The sequence below is a fragment of the Delftia sp. SD018 genome (assembly GCF_017355445.1).
GTDB classification, from domain to species: domain Bacteria; phylum Pseudomonadota; class Gammaproteobacteria; order Burkholderiales; family Burkholderiaceae_C; genus Comamonas; species Comamonas acidovorans.
Genome location: NZ_JADDRN010000033.1, coordinates 12,869 through 27,534, shown reverse-complemented (window position 1 = coordinate 27,534; position 14,666 = coordinate 12,869). Strand labels below are relative to the sequence as shown.

Sequence of the window (14,666 nt, the reverse complement as noted above, 5' to 3'; positions counted from 1 at the left end):
TATGAAAATCCAACACGGGCAGCTGAAAGGGCCCGGCACTCCCTGGAAAGCCCGTCAAGCCCTATGTCCTGGCTGTGGCTATGGCTGTGGCTGTCTCAGGTGCTCCATCGGTCATTGCTTGCCCGTGTGACGAATGCGGGCCAGGTACTGGCGGGGAGTCAGTCCCAGAGTCTTGCGGAAAGCGGCGCCCATGTGCGACTGATGGCTGAAGCCGCAATCGAGGGCGATACCCGCCAGGGAATGGGTGTCTGCCTGCATCATGGAGCGGGCCGCCTGTACGCGGGTTTCCACAAGAAAGGCATGCGGCGTCATGCCCAGCAGCTGGGAAAACTCGCGCAGAAACTGCAGCGGCGTGCGATGGACCATCCGTGCCAGCTGGGCAATGCTCAACGGCTGCGCAAACTCGGCCGCCATGCGCTCCAGGACAGGGCGGTACACCGGGCGCAAGGCCTCGACGCGGGCGGTGGGCGCGTGGCATTGCCGGGCCATGAAGCACAGTGCGGCCTGCTCGATGGCCAGCGTGTCCGGTTCGGTGCTCAGCAGCAGCTGGCGCAGTTGGTGCGCCATCTGCAAGGCGCTGCGCTGCCCGGGCGTCACAACGCGCCGGGCCTGGGTTGCAGACGCGCCGTCGCTGAGCCATTGTTCCCAATGCGCCTGGGTGCAGCGAACCACCAGGTACTCGCCGCCCGTGGCCGATTCGGAAAACACGTCGACGCCCGGCGGGGTGCATGCCACCGTCCCGGGCCAGGTATCGAAGTCGACGCGGCGATCGCTGGCAATGGCATGCACGCCTTGCTGGCGCTCCAGCGCGATGCCCAGCGAATGCAGGCGGGTCGGGTCATGGCTGCTGTAGGGCGTGCGGCCCAGCAGCTGCACCTCGAATCCCGGTGGTTCGTGATCTGTCATCGCTGTATTGCCTTGTATGGCCCTTGCCTTGCCTTCCTGAACTGAAATTTCCTGATAGACGCGAAATCGGCCGCTGCCCACACTGCGGGCATGAACTCAAACCACACGGAAATTCACCGCGTCATCGGTCTCATCGGTGGCATGAGCTGGGAGTCCAGCGCCGAGTACTACCGGCTCATCAATCAGGGCGTGCGTGACAGGCTGGGCCCGCTGCGCTCCGCAAAACTGCTCATGTACAGCGTGGATTTTGGCCCCATCGAGCAGGCCCAGCATGAAGGCCGATGGGACGACGCCGCCGCCTTGCTGGAGGATGCCGCCCGGCGGCTGCAGCAGGGCGGGGCGGACGGCGTGCTGCTGTGCACCAACACCATGCACAAGCTGGCAGACCGCATTGCGGCAGCGGTGCGCATCCCTTTTCTTCACATTGCCGACCCGGTAGCCAACGCAGCCCGCACACGCGGCTACCGGAAGCTGGGGCTGCTGGGCACACGCTTCACCATGGAGCAGCCCTTCATGCGCGAGCGGCTGCAGCAGCAGGGTCTGGAGGTGCTGGTGCCGCAGGAGGCAGACCGCGCCGAGGTGCACCGCATCATCTACGAGGAACTGTGCACGGGCCGGATTCTTGAAGAGTCGCGGCGCACGTATCAGCGCATCATGGCGCAGCTGGCCGGGCAGGGTGCGCAGGCCATGGTGCTGGGCTGCACGGAAATCAGCCTGCTGGTGCAGCAGGAGCATTGCCCTGTGCCCGTGCTGGATACCACCGCCCTGCATGCGCAGGCGGCGGTGGACTTCGCTCTGGAGCCTTGAAGGGCCAGCGAGCCATGCCCAGGTCTGCTTTCAAAGGCGTGCACCCCCCGGGTTGCCGGGGCGCCTTGAGCCGTTGTGGCAACGCATCGGCGCAACGCCTCACGCCTCACGCCTCGATGCGCGCTGAACCGCTAAACCACGGCGGCGCTGAACGACTCGGGCAGGCGCGCAAGCAGATGCGACAGCCGTTGAAGGCCCGCCTGCAGGCGTCCACGGTCCTTGATGCTGCCCAGGGAGATGCGGATGGCATTCACGGATTCGCCGCCGGTGGCGAAGGCCTGTGCCGGCGTGACGGCGATGCCCTCGCTGTCGGCGGCACGCGCAAGCTGCGAGGGGCTCCAGTAACTCGGCAGCTCCAGCCATACATGCAGGCCGTCTCCCGCGCCGCTGTACCGGCCGGCCAGCACATCCCTGGCCATCCGGTGGCGCAGGCGCGCCTCCTTGCGCACGCCTTCCATCAATTTTCCGGCCGAACCGTCGAGGATCCACTGCGTGGCCAGGGCGGCCGTCAGCGGCGTGGCCATCAGCGCAAAGGATCTCAGCGCGACCAGGAAACGCTGGCGCTCGTGCGGGTCAGGCAGGAGCACAAAAGCCACCCGCAAACCGGGCGTCAGGCATTTCGAGAGGGTGGAGATGTAGTACACCTGCTCCGGGGCCAACCTTGCGATCGGCGGCGGCGGGGCATCGGCCAGCAGCCAGTAGGGATCGTCCTCGACGATGCGCACATGGCAGCGCTTTGCGATGCTGGCGATCTCTTGGCGCCGGTCCTCGGCGAGCGTGATGGCGGTCGGGTTCTGCAGCGTGGGGTTCAGGTAGACCAGCCCGGGCCTGTGCTGGCGGCATGCCTGCTCAAGCCGCTCGGGCATGATCCCCTGGCTGTCCGCTTGCACCGCAATGATGCGACGGCCGAACTGGGCCGCTGCGGCACGCAGGCCGGGATAGCTGGTGGGCTCGGTCAGGATCACATCGCCAGGCTCCGTCAGCGCAAGCACCAGGGCGGCAATCGCCGCCTGCGCGCCCGGGCAGACCACCAGCTGCCGGGCATCCACATCTCCGAACATGGGCTGCAGCCACCTGGCGCCCGCCTTGCGGTCGGAGTCGCTTCCCCCGCCCAGGTGGTAGGTCATCAGCAACTGGGCATCCGCACCCATCAGCACTTGCGACAGGCCCTGCTTCAACATGTCGTCCAGATCCACGCCAGCCGGCGGTGGCGGGGTGTTCATGCTCAGGTCCAGCACGGCGTTCAGCTCCACCTTGGGCGCCGCGACATAGGTGCCTCTGGCGCCGCGTCCCTCCAGCAGCTGGCGGCGCCTGGCTTCGTCGTAGGCGCGCGTGACCGTCGTCAGGTCCACATCCAGCTGGGCCGCCAGCCGGCGCTGTGGGGGCAGGCGGTCACCGGGCTTCAGCGATCCGTCTGCCAAGGCTGCCTGCAAGGCATCGGCGATCTGCAGGAATCGGGGGCCGCCCTGCACGGCCAGTTGCGGTAACCAGAGGGGCAAAGGCTCATCTTGCATGGATTTAAGCGGCGACGTATGGGCTCATGTATGGAAATTGCTTTTGGGTAGTATGCGCCACAAGGTGTGGCAGCACCGTGCTTGCATGGCCGTCGCTGACGCTCTCGCCTCCCATGTCCGGGAGGGAGGCTCCTCACCATGGACAGTGCCAAGTCATTGGCTGGAAGCTCTCAAAATGATCGATTGGGTCCCCATAGTCTTCGTCACCTTCAAGGTGCTCGTGTTCGGCACGGCCATGTTCTTCGCCATCAAGTGGCACTACGACCAGGGCAAGAAGAAGGGGGCGAGCCGGCGTGAGCTGCTCATTGCCAGCGGCAAGATCGTTGCCATCTTCACGCTGCTGCTGCTGTGCGTGCTGCTCTTCACCTTCGGCCTGGCCACCATGCTGGGCATGGACCTGAGCCTTTGATGGCAGGTGGCGCTGCCAGCGCCGGGCCTCTGTCCGCAGGCCATGCCCAGCGCGGCAACCATCCCCCAGCTGCCTACTTCGGTGTGAGCCGATACAAGCCGCCCTTGCGGTCGTCCTCGATCAGCCACAGCGCACCATCCGGCGCCTGCGCCACGTCGCGGACACGAAAGCCTACCGTCCAATGCTCGGCAGGCGTGGCGCTCGCGCCGTTCACCTCGATCCGGTGCAGGGCACGGGTCAGCAGGCCGGACGCGAAGGCTGAGCCCTTCCACTGCGGAAACATCTCGCCGCTGTAGAACATCAGGCTGCCCGGCGCGAAGACAGGCGTCCAGTAGATCACGGGCTTGGTGAGGTCCGTTCGCGTATCCGGGCTGGCAATGGGCACGCCGTTGTAGTTCACCGCATAGGAAACCAGCGGCCAGCCATAGTTCTTGCCCGGCTCGATCAGGTTGAGCTCATCGCCGCCGCGCGGCCCATGCTCAAGCTCCCAAAGACGCCCATCCGGTGCGAACGCCAGGCCGTAGGGCGTGCGATGCCCCGTGGACCAGGTCTCGGACGGCGTCAGATTCGGACCATCGAAGACAAACGTACGCAACACCGGCGCGGTCTTGGCGGCTTCGGTGTCCTTGGGCGGATCGATCACCGGAACCGACGTTGCGCCGGTCTGCCCCTGCATCGGATTGCCGGGCGCGGGCTTGCCGTCCAAGGTCAGCCGCAGGATCTTGCCGGCCGGCTGATTCGGGTCCTGGGCAGGCGTGAAGCGCTGCCGGTCCCCGGCCGTGAGGAACAGAAACTTCTGGTCCGGCGAAAAAGCCACGGCGGCACCCACCTGCCCGCCCTTGCCCTTGACGGGGTCGCGCCAGATGACCTTGAGGTCTTCCAGCGCAGCGGTGCCGGCACCGATCCTGAGCGTGGCGCGCGCAAGCGCCAGGCTCGACGTGCCGCGGATCTCTCCGGGCTCCGAATAGGTCAGGTAGATGGCCCCGTCGCTCGCATACGAAGGGGCCAGGTAGACGCCCAGCAGGCCGTTCTGGTTTTCATGCAGCACGGGCGGCACGCCGGTGACTTCGAGCTTTTGCCCGTCCTGGGCCGCGAGAAACAGCTTGCCAACCTTCTCGGTGACCAGCATGCGCCCGTCCGGCAGGAAGGCAATGCGCCAGGGCAGATCGAATTGCGCGACCTTGGTGACCTTGAACGGGGGCGATGCAGTGGCAGGCAGGGTTCCCGCATTGATCTGCGCCAACACAGGGGTTGCAGCCATGAGCAACCAGGGGATGAGTCCAGACTTCGGCAATCGCATGCTTTGCTCCGCAGTGGGGGACGGGACAGTATCCGCGCATCACCGCCGCACCGCCGAATGCACCGCCGAATTCCGGGCTATCTGCGCGGCAAGCCTGAAGTGGCGTCCAGCCGCGTCCAGCCGCGTTCAGCCTCGCTCACCCAGCGGATGCAGGCATGGCCGCCGGGTCCATCCACAGCGCCGCCCACATGTGTCCATCAGGATCGGCCAGATCGCGCGTGTACATGAAGCCGTGGTCCTCCATCGGATTCACGTCGGCCTGCCCGCCATGGGCCGCGGCGGCCTCGTTCATCGCATCCACGGCGGCGCGGCTCTCAAGGGCCAGGGACAGCATCAACCCGCAGGAGCCGGTCGGCGGCAACGGGCGCTGCGTGAAGGTGCGCCACTTGGCATGCGTGACCAGCATGACCTGGATCGCCTCGCTCCAGAGCATGGCGGAACCATCCTCACTGCTGAACTGCGGGTTCTGGCTGAAGCCCAGGGCCTTGTAGAAGGCGGTGGAGGCGCCGAGGTCGGTCACGGGGAGGCTGATGAAGAGGGACTTGGTCATGCTTGGCTCCGTGGGGTGGTTGTGTCTTGCGTACCGGCGAGTGCAGGGCAGCGCGGCCGCCAGGGTGATCATGCGCCACCAGGGGGGAGATTGATCAAGGGGGTGTCTGGTGTGGGGCGCTTGTTCTTGAGAGTTAAAGCCTCCTCAAAACCCGGTGAGGTCCATCCTGTGCAGGTTCTTTACTGTGTCGATACGTCAGCTTGAATCAGCCTCTGGGTGGTCCTGAGGGCGCCTTCGAAAATTCCGCATTTTCAGTAATCGGGATTGCTACGACGATGGCTGCACTCAGTTCAAGTGGAGACAAAAATGCGATTCAAATTCCGTCTGATGGCTGCACTGGCACGACATGCAGGGAATGGCTTGTTCATCGCGGCGACTCTGGCTGGCGCGCTGGCGCAGGCGACACCATTGCCCTTCGACATGGCAACCACCGCCGAACAGCGATATCAACTGGCCTTGGAAGCCCAGACGGCACGTGACTACGCCCCCATGCTCGCGTTGCTGCGCCAGGCGGCCCGTGATGGCGAGGCACAAGCGCAGGAAACGCTGGCATGGGTTCTTCTGGCAGGCCCAACCTTGTACGGTACCGCGGTGAAAGCGAATCGCTGCGAAGCAGTTCACTGGCTGCGGCAAGCCGTCGCAAAGGGGAGTCAAACGGCCAGAAGCCAGTTGGATTTCCTGAACCGTCTGCGAAATTCACCGACCGGCAAGGTGGCCTGCGCATCCGAGTGGGAAGGGTGAGTTACGCGAATCCTTTTCAGATTGCAGCGTCATCTTCAAGGACGTGCGTTGTGGGCATGGAACGGTGCGACTGCTGCTGGACGACTTAAGTCTTTGCCTTCCGCTTCGCCGCCATGATTGCCATTGCTTCCTCAAAAACGCGGACGGACCGCACCTGCCCGTCATACTGATTCACACGAGCCTGCGTGAGCACCACAGCGTCCCTGGGTTGGTCCTTCGCGATGTACAGCTCGAAAACAACCTCATCTTCCTCCCAGAACGTTCCCAACGTCAGCTCGACACCGTCGGGAATGCGCATGAATGGCTCAAGCGCAGTTCGGGTTGCGAGCCGCGCTGCCTCTTCGAGGGTGGCCAGCGGGATTTTTCGGGGTCTGGTTCTTGTCATCGAGCTAGGTTCTGCCGTGCGGGAGAGTGATTGGTCTTGGCTGCCTTGCTACGTTCAGCATGCGTCCTCAGGCGGGCTTTGTCGCTTTAAGCACTATCTGCGCCAGGCAGTCGGGATTGCGTTCCTTGAAGCCAAACGAAAGCTCGCCCCATCGCTGAGCCGACGAAAACCAAGTCGACTCCTCCAGTGAATGCCCACGAGGGGAGCCGGTAATTTCCAACGTTCCGTAACGAGCACGCACGTCGGCAATCCTGACGCAGCCGCCTGCGATGTCCAGAACCAACACGGCAAACCGCGGATCGTCTTTCCTCACTCGCAAATCCACGTTCAAAACCAGCTGGCTGTCACGAAGGCGAAGCCCTGCACCCTCGAAAAAATTCGACAGCGGGTTGCCCGGCACGTCACGTTCACGAAGTGGAAGGGAAAGGGTTGCCTCGATATTTCGCTGGCTGAATGGCACTTGCGCGGCAAGTGCATCAACCGCCTCCCAAAGTGTCAACCGCCGGGTCCGAGCATCCTCGGCAGCCGCCACCACAGCAAAAATGGACGACACGGTGAACAGTGCGGCCGCAGCACACATCCGCAACCCATTACGTCCGACAAGATTTCGAGGATTCATCATGGGATTCTTCCTTCGCATCAACCGGTGGAATTCGCACGACGTGGGTGATGCGTATTTGGACCAGAAGGTGACCTACAGGACGAGGCGGCACTGGCAGGTTGTGGACAGTGCCAGGACATGCCGATAGCCGATGTTCACAAAGGCCATTCCGACCGAAATCAGCCGGCGCGTCAGTTGGCTCACCGCACACAGCGGCACCAGCAAGGTGGTGACATCCATTCTCCGATTCCCGTCCAATTAATTGGAGAAGTCATTGAGTCGCTTAAGCTCAAGTTGCCTGGCCGCACTGGCTTCAAGGTTTGCGCGCTCCGCATCCAAATACCGATAAATGCTTTTGAGGTCAGTGATTTTCTTTTTGATTTCCGCCATCTTCTTTTCAATCAGTCTTGCACTCCCGGCGCAATCTATTGACTTGTTTCTCTGAGCATTCAGAATTTCGCCTATTTCCCCAAGAGAAAATCCCATGCTTTGTGCCCGCTGGATAAAGTCCAGGTCTTGCAGGGTTTGCGGTGTGTAAACGCGATAATTGTTGGTTCGCCGCAAGGGTGAAATAAGGCCGATTTTCTCGTAATAGCGCAAGGTATGGCGCGTGGCGCCGCTGCGGACCTCAAGTTCCCCGATATTCATGGAAAAAATCGCTTGACTGTAGAGTTGAGTCGACAGTCTACACTTGGTTTTTTCATCGTGCCAAGGAGCAGAAAAATGAGCGTGGAGTGCTTTGTTACGGGAGGGACGGGCTTCATCGGCCAGCATTTGCTGTCGTACCTGAGCGCGAAAGGTCACATCATTCGGGTGCTGATGCGTCGCCCGGAGCGCCTCGCTGAACTGCGCCAGCAGGTCGATGGTTTGGGGGGCGTTGCAGCCCGCGTCTTTGCCGTAGCCGGCGATCTGGAGCAAGAAAACCTTGGTCTGAGCCATGCGGATAGACAGGTCCTGCGGCAGGCCAAGGTCGTATTCCATCTGGGAGCCCACTTCGCCTGGGGCCTTTCGATGGAGCATGCACGTGCAGTGAATGTGGAAGGGGCAAGGCGTGTGGCGCAGTTGGCGGCCGAACAAGAGAGCCGGTTGGTGATGATTGGTGGCTACATGCTGAAAAACAATGAACATCTGCAACGCATGGGGATTGATCCCGGCCATCCGGAGCTGACGGATTGGCCTGCCATCTATCGCCAAGTCGGTGCTTACGAGGCGAGCAAACTGGAGGCGCATTTCGCGACCCTCGGCTTCATGAATGCCAAGGGTGGAGAGATGACCGTTGTACACCCCGCCACGGTTTGCGGACATAGCCGCACGGGGCATATCGCGGATGGCCAGCCGCTGGTGGATCTGATACGCAATCTGGTGCAGGGAAAGCTGGCTGCAGTACCCGGTACTGCCGCGCACTGGTTGCCACTGGTCACTGTGGATTATCTGGTCGAGTTGGTGGCGGGTTGCGCCTTTGATCCTTCCATGGTGGGCCAGGACCTGCTGGCCCTCGATGCCCAGAGTCCCGGCTTGCAGGAGCTCCTGAAGCAGGTGGCACAACCTCTTGGGCTGAAGGCGCCCGGGCATCATATTCCGCTGCGATTGCTGAAATGGCTTTTGGGTATTCGTCCCATTGCGAGGTTTTTGAATACCAGCGCCGAGGCCTTGGATTTTATCCAGACGACCCGTTTTGACACGACGGAAGTGGAGCAATTTGCCCAAAGGCACGGAATCACAAAGCCGGATATGCGCCAGTCGTTGAGGAATACTGCAATATATGTCAACTCATATTGCATTCCAAAAGGCAAGGCCTGCCGACTTGCCCCTCCGCTGCACAGAACATCATAATCACCGCTTTCAATGGTGCCCGAGTTGCCGCTGCGCACCAAAATCAAGGAGCTCGTTTCAGTGAATCAACCAACCCATCCACGCATTGCGGTGCTGGGGCCCGGGGCAATCGGGACAACGGTTGCTGCTGCGCTGCATGAAGTCGGTCGCACGCCGTTGCTGTGCGGTCGTTCGCCGCGCGACAGCCTGACGCTGCACGGCAGCGGTCTTCGCATCGTGATTCCCGGCCCGGTCAGAACGGATCCGGCCCACGTCGAAGGTCCGGCGGACCTCGTTTTTCTCGCGGTCAAGGCGACTCAAACTGCTGCGGTCGCGCACTGGCTGGCGGCGTTGAGCGGTCCGCAAACCGTCGTGTGTGTCCTGCAAAACGGGGTTGAGCAGGTGGAGAGTGTCACCCCGCTGTGCCCACAGGGGCGAATCGTTCCCGCAGTCGTGTGGTTCCCTGCACAGGCGCAACCCGACGGGTCGGTGCTCCTGCGCAGCGACGCCCGGATCAGCCTGCCTGACGAGGCTGCGGCCCTCGTGGTCGCGCAGGCACTGCAAGGCACCCGATGCTCGGTAGACCTGGTTTCGAATTTCAAATCCCTGGCGTGGCAAAAGCTGCTGCAGAACGCAGCGGCCGGGCTCATGGCGCTCACGCATCGCCGCTCAGGCATGTTCGGCCGGCACGACATCTCTAAGCTCACTCTGGACTATTTGCGGGAGTGCCTGGCCGTGGCACGCGCCGAAGGTGCTGAACTGGGCGATGAGGTCCCGCAGGCGATCCTCGACAAGTTCCAGGCATTTCCGGCCGACATGGGCACGTCCATACTGGCGGATCGCGAAGCAGGCCGGCCGCTCGAATGGGATATCCGCAACGGTGTCATCGCGCGCCGCGGCCGGGCACGCGGAGTTCCGACACCGATTGGTGATGTCCTGGTGCCGCTTCTCGCCGCAGCGAGCGACGGCCCCGGCTGATCATTCGTGCCTTGACCACAAAGCCCGCGATCGCCAAAGCAAGGCTTCAGCCCATGAACCCCAGATCGATGGGATACGCCGAGCCGCCGAAGTTGCCGATGTGCGGCAGCACCCCCGCCAGCTCGGTATTGGCCACGCCGAACCAGCGCGCCAGGGTGGCGGCGTACTGGTCCACGGCGGTGCTGGGCAACAGGCGGCCCTGGCCGACATGCCACTGGTCTTCGCTGCCGCTGCCGTTGCCCACGCTGATGGGCGGTGGCGCGCCATAGAAGGACGCGCCACGCACCGCGCCGCCCACCACGAAGTGGTGGCTGCCCCAGCCATGGTCCGAGCCGTCGCCGTTGGAAGTCAGCGTGCGGCCGAAGTCCGACGCGGTGAAGGCCGTGACCTTGTCGGCCACGCCGAGTTCGGCCGTGGCGTTGTAGAAGGCCGTCATGGCACTGCTTACCTTGTCGAGCAGCTGCGGCTGGTTGGCGATCAGGTTGTCGTGCAGGTCGAACCCGCCCAGCGAGACGAAGAACACCTGCCGGCGCGTGCCCAGCGCGTTGCGTCCGGCGATGAGCCGGGCCACCACCTTGAGCTGGTCGGCCAGCGGGTTGCTGGCAGGGAAGGCGGTGGACAGGCTGCCGCTGGAGAGGGCCGAAGAGATCTGCCCCTCGGCACTGATGGAGCGCTGCGTGACGCGGGCGTATTCGGCCTCCATTGCGTGGCTGCCGGCCGTCTGCACCAGCTCGCTCAGCAGGCCGCGCACGGCGGTCGATCCATAGACGTTGGCGCCCTTGACGGCGTTGATGGGCACGGCGCCGCCCGGGCTGATCTGGTACTGCAGCGCCTGGTCGCCCGAGAGAAACACGGCGTTGCCCGTGGCCGAGATGCAGGTGAAGAGCGACGTGGCGTTGGACGACAGCGCCAGGTCGCCCAGGTTGCCGCCCCAGCCCACGGTGGAGCCTTCGGCGCCCTGCGACTGCCAGACCGACTGCTGGTCGTTGTGCGAGAAAAGCTTGGGCGGCAGCGGGTAGCTGCGCCGGTCGCCGGTGGCATATTGGGCCCGCGTGAGCGGCACCAGCAGCGGGCCAACGTTCAGTTGCACCGCAGCGCGGCCCGCGTTGAAGAGGCCGGCCAGGCCCGTCATGGACGGGTGCAGCGCGTACTGCATGCCACCGGCCAGCGCCGTGCGGGGTTGCAGCAGCGTATTGCCCAGCGCTGCGCGGGCCAGGGCAATGCCACCGGCCGTGCCGTCGCTGTTGCCGCCGCGGATGGCGGAGTACTGCCCGTAGCGGGTGCTGTCGTAGGGCACGACGGTGTTGGCGTAATCGCAGCCGCCGTAGAGGAAGACGCAGACCAGTGCCTTGTAGTCGTTCGCCTCGAAGGCGGCGGCCTCGCCCAGCGCGGCAAGATTCAGGGCGAAGGGCAGGGCGGTACCGGCGGCGGCCAGTTGCGTGCTGCGGCGCAGGAATGCGCGGCGCGTGTGGCGGGCGGGGTCGATGAAATTCATGGCGATATCGCTTTGCTTTGCAGACGTTCGGTCACCTGTTCTGTCACTTGCTCGGTCACTTCTGCACCAGATATTCGGGGCTGGCCATCACCAGCAGCACGGCGGCTGCCACGCGGTTGAGCTGGGTGGCGGTGTTGCTGGTGGCCGTCACCGGCGTGGCATTGAGCGCTGCCACGATGCGCGCCTGTGTGGCGGCCGATACCTGCCCTGCCGACAGCAGCAGTGCCACCTTGCGCACCAGCGCGGCGGCGTCGGCCACCAGGGGCAGCAGGTTGGCGTAGCTGCAGGTGATGTCGAAGCCGTTGGCCGCGCTGCTGCCGCCCTGGGGCAGGTCTGGCGCGTTCACGTAGTAGCCGAAGCGGATCACGTTCTGCATGAAGTTCAGGTAGCCGCTCACGCTGGTCTCGGTGACGATCTGGAACTCCGGCGCCACCTGGCCCGTCGTGGCCAGGGGGGTGGAGGGCGGCACGTAGCCCGGGCGGAAGAAGTTGAACACCGAGCCCGAGCGCAGCGGGCTCTGGCCCAGGCGGGTGGCCGGGTCGCTCAGGTTGTCGATCTTCCAGGTGCCGCGTGCCGACCGCAGCCCGAAGGTGCGGCCCCATTGCACGAAGCGCACCATGGGCTCGCGCAGGCGGCCGTACTGGGGGCTGGCAAGCCCTGCAGCGCCGCGCGCCTCCGGGTCCAGCAGCACGGTGGCGATCACGGCGCGCAGGTCGCCCCGCGTGCCGCTGCCGTTGTCGGCGAAGGCGGCGGCCACGCGCCCCACATAGGCGGGGCTGGGGTTGCTGGTGACCAGGCGCTGGATCAGCTGGCGCCCGATGAAGGGCCCGACGTTGGGGTGGTTGAACAGCGTGTCCAGCGCCGCCTTCAGCGCCGCTGGCCCTGACGTGCCCGCAGCCACGGTGGTGCCCAGGAAAGTGGCGGCCAGCGTGGAATGGCGCGCGGCGTTGAAGGCCATGGGCAGCAGCGCCTGCTGCAGCCCCGTCACCGTGCTGCCGCTCAGGTTGGTGGGCTGGTTCTTGCTGGTGTCGTAGTCGTAGCCGGTGAAGACGCGCGCCAGATTGCTCACATCGGCCGCCGAATAGGTGTCGATGCGGTTGCCGCTGCCGTCGCGCTGCTCGGTGCCGTCGGGGTTGAGGCGGTAGAGGCCGATGGTGAACAGCTGCATCACCTCGCGGGCGTAGTTCTCGTCGGGCTGGCGGCCGCTGCGGGCGTCTTCCTTCTGGTTGCCGCGCGTGCTCAGGTAGATGCCCATGGCCGGGCTGAGCGTGACGGCCTCCAGCAGCGTGCGGAAGTTGCCGAAGGCGTGCTGGTTCAGCAGATCCCAGTAGCCGGAGGCCAGGAAGATGCTCCACGGCTGCTCCAGCCCGGTGGTGGAGACCACCATGATCTCCGACAGCGCCAATGCCACACGCTTGCGCACCGCGTCGCGCTCCGTGAAAAGCTGGCTCCAGAGCATGAAGTCGGAGGGATACGAGACGTTGTCGTAGCGTGTGCCGGCCTCTGCCACGCCGTAGCCGCGCTGCATCAGCCAGGCCGTGCCCGTGGTGTCCACGGGCAGCGCGAACTGCTCGGCCAGCCAGGGACCGTAGCCCTTGGCGCGCAGCGCTGCGATCTCCTCGTCGGTGGCCGAGAACTGCGCCTGCAGCAGGAAACGCGCGGCTTCCTCGTCGCTGGCGGGGGTGGCCGTGGTGCCCGTACCGGTACCGGTTCCGCCGCCAGGGCCGGTGCCCGTGCCGCCGTTGCCTCCATTGCCGGTACCGGGTGCCGTATCGCCCCCACCGCCTCCGCAGGCCACCAGCAGCGCGGCCGCCAGGGAGGCGGCCATGGCGGGGGGCATCAAGGAACTCCTGGTTTCGTGGCCGAGATGGCCGGGCTCTGCGCAGGCAGGCAAGGAGTTCGCGGGCGCGCGGTCGGGCGGCTGCAGCGTGGAGGCTGCAGCCTGTGGGGTGGGGTGCATTGCGGGCTTTCAGGCAGTGGCCGGGGCGTGGCAATGAACTGCCTCGCTCTTCGGCGCGTGGCGCAGAGTGTTCCAAGGATTTCGGATGTGAGTGGACACTTTGCAGTCCTAAAGCGTGTCAAGATGTTATGCGTTGCAGGGGCGGCATGCAGAAACACGGCGTTGGGCAAATACGCATGGGTCTCGCCTGGGTCCGCAGCAGGGTGATGCGTGCCATGGACACTATCAATAGCCGCTTTGGGAAGGGCGCCGTGCGTGTGGCCCGCACGGGGCAAGCTGGGCAACACAGTCCTGGAGCATGGGCCAGGAACGGCGCTCTCCACATTACACGGCAGAGATTTCCGAGTTGCCGCAGGCTCGGGCATTGCAGTCTGTGTCCGACCCTGGGCAGTCTTGCGCGTGTCTCACGCCAAAGCCTGCCGTGCAGCAGCCTCGGAATTCAGCGAATTTTAGGCAAGCAAAAAGAAAACCGTGATGACGAACAGCATTCCCAATGCTGCTGCGATAGTCCACCAAATGTGAACGTCGCGCTTTGCGCAGCGCTCGCAGACTCTGGCCTTGGTTCCTGCGGTTGCCCCGGCGACTTTGATGAAAACGGATTGCATGGGGCCAAGCTCGACACCACATCGAAAGCATGTCCAACTTGTCTCAACCTTGAGAGCGCGTCGGTGGTTGTAGCGATCTCTGGAAAATAAAACCAAGGCAACAACGATGATGCTGATGAGAAAAATGTTGGCAATCATTGGTTTGTCTTCCGGCGTCTTGGTAATCGTGAGGTGGAACCTTATCCGTTTGGTGGCTCCGTTGCTGTGATGGTCTTTTAGATGCCGAACTTAGACTCATGGATTGTCTACCTGAACGCTCAAGGCCGGCGCTGAGTGATGTGAGCGATGGCCTGAGCCCATCGCCCATCGCACGGTAAAGCTGGCTCGCGGTCCGCTTCCAGCCTCTGCAAGCAGCTTCGTACAGGAAGCAAGCGCTTAGTGCGAGTTTCACGCGTACCATCGAAGGCCGTGAACCTTCTATTCATCGTTGAAGATGCCTTCCAGATCACAGGACGTGGGTGCATCCTGGTACCTGGCCCTGCTGCGGCAACCGGTGGGCCATCCGTGAAGGTTGGAACGCCGATTTGTCTGGGACTGGCAGATGGAACTGTGCAGGATACGCACATCTGCGGGCTGGAGATGCTGAACTTTGGGCCTCGACCA

General features: G+C 64.0%; 16 protein-coding genes. 5 read left to right on the top strand and 11 right to left on the bottom strand.

What is annotated here, in order from left to right:
- Positions 1-111 precede the first annotated feature (111 nt).
- Positions 112-906: an AraC family transcriptional regulator gene (locus tag INR38_RS24845; protein WP_207443893.1), complete on the bottom strand. Its 795-nt coding sequence runs from the start codon at positions 904-906 to the stop codon at positions 112-114.
- Between the two features lie 90 nt (positions 907-996).
- Between INR38_RS24845 and INR38_RS24840 the strand changes: the two genes are divergently transcribed.
- A complete protein-coding gene (locus INR38_RS24840; protein WP_013801773.1) occupies positions 997-1,713 on the top strand; it encodes an aspartate/glutamate racemase family protein in 717 nt (238 codons plus the stop codon).
- A gap of 131 nt (positions 1,714-1,844) precedes the next feature.
- Here the strand turns inward: INR38_RS24840 and INR38_RS24835 are convergent, their stop codons facing one another.
- Entirely contained in the window at positions 1,845-3,227 is a 1,383-nt protein-coding gene (locus tag INR38_RS24835; RefSeq protein ID WP_207443891.1) for a PLP-dependent aminotransferase family protein, read from the bottom strand.
- 175 nt (positions 3,228-3,402) lie between these two features.
- On the opposite strand from INR38_RS24835, the gene INR38_RS24830 reads away from it, so the two are divergent.
- Positions 3,403-3,636: a hypothetical protein gene (locus tag INR38_RS24830; RefSeq protein ID WP_071956288.1), complete on the top strand. Its 234-nt coding sequence runs from the start codon at positions 3,403-3,405 to the stop codon at positions 3,634-3,636.
- Between the two features lie 73 nt (positions 3,637-3,709).
- On the opposite strand, the gene INR38_RS24825 is transcribed toward INR38_RS24830, so the two are convergent.
- Positions 3,710-4,897, bottom strand: a complete 1,188-nt coding sequence (locus INR38_RS24825; protein WP_242699182.1) for a PQQ-dependent sugar dehydrogenase — start codon at positions 4,895-4,897, stop codon at positions 3,710-3,712.
- A gap of 175 nt (positions 4,898-5,072) precedes the next feature.
- Positions 5,073-5,486 carry a VOC family protein gene (locus INR38_RS24820; RefSeq protein ID WP_207443889.1) on the bottom strand — a complete coding sequence of 138 codons (414 nt, stop codon included), beginning with the start codon at positions 5,484-5,486 and terminating at the stop codon, positions 5,073-5,075.
- A gap of 306 nt (positions 5,487-5,792) precedes the next feature.
- Here INR38_RS24820 and INR38_RS24815 point away from each other — a divergent pair, with 306 nt between their 5' ends.
- Positions 5,793-6,227 (top strand): hypothetical protein, encoded by a 435-nt coding sequence (locus INR38_RS24815; RefSeq protein ID WP_065347522.1) that lies wholly within the window; start codon positions 5,793-5,795, stop codon positions 6,225-6,227.
- Between the two features lie 85 nt (positions 6,228-6,312).
- On the opposite strand, the gene INR38_RS24810 is transcribed toward INR38_RS24815, so the two are convergent.
- The 4 genes from INR38_RS24810 to INR38_RS24795 form a co-directional block, all read right to left on the bottom strand.
- Positions 6,313-6,525: a hypothetical protein gene (locus tag INR38_RS24810; RefSeq protein WP_051940928.1), complete on the bottom strand. Its 213-nt coding sequence runs from the start codon at positions 6,523-6,525 to the stop codon at positions 6,313-6,315.
- Positions 6,526-6,679: 154 nt separating this feature from the next.
- A complete protein-coding gene (locus INR38_RS24805; protein ID WP_207443887.1) occupies positions 6,680-7,234 on the bottom strand; it encodes a hypothetical protein in 555 nt (184 codons plus the stop codon).
- Between the two features lie 72 nt (positions 7,235-7,306).
- Complete coding sequence (locus INR38_RS24800) at positions 7,307-7,453, bottom strand: hypothetical protein (RefSeq protein WP_175403300.1); 147 nt, start codon at positions 7,451-7,453, stop codon at positions 7,307-7,309.
- A gap of 18 nt (positions 7,454-7,471) precedes the next feature.
- Positions 7,472-7,861 carry a MerR family transcriptional regulator gene (locus INR38_RS24795; RefSeq protein WP_207443885.1) on the bottom strand — a complete coding sequence of 130 codons (390 nt, stop codon included), beginning with the start codon at positions 7,859-7,861 and terminating at the stop codon, positions 7,472-7,474.
- A gap of 75 nt (positions 7,862-7,936) precedes the next feature.
- Here INR38_RS24795 and INR38_RS24790 point away from each other — a divergent pair, with 75 nt between their 5' ends.
- Together INR38_RS24790 and INR38_RS24785 are read left to right on the top strand one after the other, a co-directional pair.
- Positions 7,937-9,046: an SDR family oxidoreductase gene (locus tag INR38_RS24790; RefSeq protein WP_207443883.1), complete on the top strand. Its 1,110-nt coding sequence runs from the start codon at positions 7,937-7,939 to the stop codon at positions 9,044-9,046.
- A 12-nt stretch (positions 9,047-9,058) separates the two neighbouring features.
- Positions 9,059-10,003, top strand: a complete 945-nt coding sequence (locus INR38_RS24785; protein ID WP_242699181.1) for an oxidoreductase — start codon at positions 9,059-9,061, stop codon at positions 10,001-10,003.
- A 46-nt stretch (positions 10,004-10,049) separates the two neighbouring features.
- On the opposite strand, the gene INR38_RS24780 is transcribed toward INR38_RS24785, so the two are convergent.
- From INR38_RS24780 to INR38_RS24765, 3 genes are all read right to left on the bottom strand, one after another.
- Complete coding sequence (locus INR38_RS24780) at positions 10,050-11,498, bottom strand: DUF1501 domain-containing protein (protein WP_063325694.1); 1,449 nt, start codon at positions 11,496-11,498, stop codon at positions 10,050-10,052.
- 55 nt (positions 11,499-11,553) lie between these two features.
- Positions 11,554-13,458, bottom strand: a complete 1,905-nt coding sequence (locus INR38_RS24775) for a DUF1800 domain-containing protein (protein WP_207443881.1) — start codon at positions 13,456-13,458, stop codon at positions 11,554-11,556.
- A gap of 449 nt (positions 13,459-13,907) precedes the next feature.
- On the bottom strand, positions 13,908-14,201 hold the full coding sequence (locus tag INR38_RS24765) for a hypothetical protein (RefSeq protein WP_155737650.1): 294 nt from the start codon (positions 14,199-14,201) through the stop codon (positions 13,908-13,910).
- Positions 14,202-14,666: the final 465 nt, after the last annotated feature.

What these genes read in the sequence shown, in the direction of transcription:
- INR38_RS24845 (WP_207443893.1), bottom strand. Translation starts at nt 906, where the DNA reads ATGACAGATCACGAACCACCGGGATTCGAGGTGCAGCTGCTGGGCCGC.
- INR38_RS24840 (WP_013801773.1), top strand. Translation starts at nt 997, where the DNA reads ATGAACTCAAACCACACGGAAATTCACCGCGTCATCGGTCTCATCGGT.
- INR38_RS24835 (WP_207443891.1), bottom strand. Translation starts at nt 3,227, where the DNA reads ATGCAAGATGAGCCTTTGCCCCTCTGGTTACCGCAACTGGCCGTGCAG.
- INR38_RS24830 (WP_071956288.1), top strand. Translation starts at nt 3,403, where the DNA reads ATGATCGATTGGGTCCCCATAGTCTTCGTCACCTTCAAGGTGCTCGTG.
- INR38_RS24825 (WP_242699182.1), bottom strand. Translation starts at nt 4,897, where the DNA reads ATGGCTGCAACCCCTGTGTTGGCGCAGATCAATGCGGGAACCCTGCCT.
- INR38_RS24820 (WP_207443889.1), bottom strand. Translation starts at nt 5,486, where the DNA reads ATGACCAAGTCCCTCTTCATCAGCCTCCCCGTGACCGACCTCGGCGCC.
- INR38_RS24815 (WP_065347522.1), top strand. Translation starts at nt 5,793, where the DNA reads ATGCGATTCAAATTCCGTCTGATGGCTGCACTGGCACGACATGCAGGG.
- INR38_RS24810 (WP_051940928.1), bottom strand. Translation starts at nt 6,525, where the DNA reads ATGCGCATTCCCGACGGTGTCGAGCTGACGTTGGGAACGTTCTGGGAG.
- INR38_RS24805 (WP_207443887.1), bottom strand. Translation starts at nt 7,234, where the DNA reads ATGATGAATCCTCGAAATCTTGTCGGACGTAATGGGTTGCGGATGTGT.
- INR38_RS24800 (WP_175403300.1), bottom strand. Translation starts at nt 7,453, where the DNA reads ATGGATGTCACCACCTTGCTGGTGCCGCTGTGTGCGGTGAGCCAACTG.
- INR38_RS24795 (WP_207443885.1), bottom strand. Translation starts at nt 7,861, where the DNA reads ATGAATATCGGGGAACTTGAGGTCCGCAGCGGCGCCACGCGCCATACC.
- INR38_RS24790 (WP_207443883.1), top strand. Translation starts at nt 7,937, where the DNA reads ATGAGCGTGGAGTGCTTTGTTACGGGAGGGACGGGCTTCATCGGCCAG.
- INR38_RS24785 (WP_242699181.1), top strand. Translation starts at nt 9,059, where the DNA reads ATGGTGCCCGAGTTGCCGCTGCGCACCAAAATCAAGGAGCTCGTTTCA.
- INR38_RS24780 (WP_063325694.1), bottom strand. Translation starts at nt 11,498, where the DNA reads ATGAATTTCATCGACCCCGCCCGCCACACGCGCCGCGCATTCCTGCGC.
- INR38_RS24775 (WP_207443881.1), bottom strand. Translation starts at nt 13,458, where the DNA reads ATGCACCCCACCCCACAGGCTGCAGCCTCCACGCTGCAGCCGCCCGAC.
- INR38_RS24765 (WP_155737650.1), bottom strand. Translation starts at nt 14,201, where the DNA reads ATGATTGCCAACATTTTTCTCATCAGCATCATCGTTGTTGCCTTGGTT.